Raw genomic sequence first — 1,992 nt, forward strand, 5'->3', positions numbered from 1 at the left:
GGCCTGGGGCGGGGTGGCCGGCGGCGGCGGAGTCTGCGGCGGGCCCTGGGGCGGCTGCGGTACCCCGTGCGGCGGCTCCTGCGGAGCGCCGAAGCCTCCCTGCGGCGGTTGCTGTCCGGGCGGCTGGGTCATCAGCGCGTCCCCCTTCGTGCGGTCCGGTGCCCGTTCCGGACTCCCCCGCGATCCCGCCGGCGGTCCGCGGGTCGGTCAAGACCCCCTGGACCACGACGGAATGGAGCGAATCGGGCATGGATCCCGCAGTGTCACGTCAGTCGAGCGGGACTTCTTTGTACCACCCGCCGGAGGGGGCCTTCCGGTTCGGTCCGCCCCTGTTCCCAAGGGAGGACCGGGCCGTGATGGAGCCGTGATGCTCCGGTCCGTCAGTTCCCGAAGACCACCATGGACCGCATGTCCACCTCGTCGTCACCGGTGATGCCGCTGAGCCGTGTCTGCATGAGCAGGCTGCGCCCGCCGGTGTACGCGATCCGGGGCTCGATGAAGCCGCGTTCCATCTCGATGCCGGACACCGGATGGTGCAGCACGAACCGGGGGGTGCCGCCGGTGGCGGGCAGGGTGGCGATCCCGCCGCCCTTCCCCTTCATCGCCTCCACGTACATCACCAGCGTGCCGCCCTCGGTGCGCAGCGGGACGGCGGTCTGCCCGTCGGGCCCGTCGGCCGACCAGCTGAACTTGCCGTCGGCGAGACCGAACGCGACGATCTTGTTGCCGTGGCCCGCGGCCACGTCGGTCTTGGTGCTCATGTAGAACGTGTCCGCGTCGGCGGCCGCACCCACGCAGCCGTCCAGGTTCCGGCTGAGCGACGTCAGGTCCACATCGCACTTGACCTGGTAGTCGCCCGGTCCGCCGGAGAGCTGCGAGCGGTAGGTGCCGTCGGCGTTGAGCACGAGGACGGCCCACTTGTCCGGCTTCTCCAGCTGCTTCAGCGAGACGACCAGGGGGCTGACCGAGTAGATCTGCCCGACCTGCCACTCCTTCTTGAGCCTGTACGTCCACAGGGCCTTGCCGGTGGCGGGGTCGATCCGCTGCACCTGCTGGTCCTTGTAGTCGTCGTCGGCGGTGTGGCAGCTGACGGCGGCGATGGCGACCGGGCCGCTGGCGACGCCGAACGGCTGGCACTTCCCGGGCCGTGCGCCGAAGAGCTTCTTGCCGTCGCTGATCCGGTAGCCCTCGGTGCGGCTGGTGCGGCCCACGGTGACGGTGTTGCCGTTGGTGGACATCACGAGGTCGGAGAGCCCGTCCCAGAGGCCCGTGCGGGCGTACGTCTTGCGCCAGCCGGCCTTACCCGTCCGCAGGTCGACCATCTGGAGGGTGTCGCACTCGGCGTCGTCCGCGGTGTCGTGCCGGATCCCGAGGACGATCCTGCCGTCGGCGGTGGGCTGCGAGGGGGCCGCACACACCTGGGCGGGGAGCCGGAGGCTCCACTGGAGGGTGCCGTCGGAGAGCGAGTAGCCCGAGACCGTGTAGAACATGGCCTTGGCGACGGTGTCCCCGGCGAACCAAGGGCCGAACACGTCCGCGCCGTTGGGCGGCAGGTCGACGCCGCCCTTCTGGAGCCAGCGGACCTTCGCCTCACCGGACTTGACGCCGGCGTTGATGGTCCGCGTCTCCTCCTGCGGGCTGACCGCCGGCTCCCCCGTGGCCTTGCCCCCGCCCTTGGTCGGCGACGGCGAGACGGTCGGCTCCGCGGAGTGGGTGGGGCCCGACAGCGGCTTGCCGTCGTCGCCGTTCCCGCTGGTGGCCAACCAGATCCCGCCGCCGGCGAGGAGCGCCACGGCCACCACGGCCCCGACGATCTTCGCGGTCCTGCCGCGGAACCGGCCGCCCCCGCCCGGCGCCGGGGCGGCGTACTGCTGCTGGGTGGGCATCTGGTGCAGTCCGGGCTGCGTGTACGGGCCGGGCTGCCCGTAACCCTGCTGCGGGTAGCCGTAGCCGGGCTGCGTCGGGGGCTGGGTGTACGGGCCGGGCCGGGGC

1 protein-coding gene is annotated in these 1,992 nt (G+C 72.2%); it reads right to left on the bottom strand.

The genetic code is table 11. The features are described 5' to 3' along the window. Positions 1 to 380: 380 nt before the first annotated feature. On the bottom strand, positions 381 to 1,992 hold a 1,612-nt coding region (locus EAO73_RS35265; RefSeq protein WP_147975614.1), incomplete at its 5' end, for a PQQ-binding-like beta-propeller repeat protein.

Source organism: Streptomyces sp. col6, assembly GCF_008042035.1.
Classification (GTDB): Bacteria; Actinomycetota; Actinomycetes; order Streptomycetales; family Streptomycetaceae; genus Streptomyces.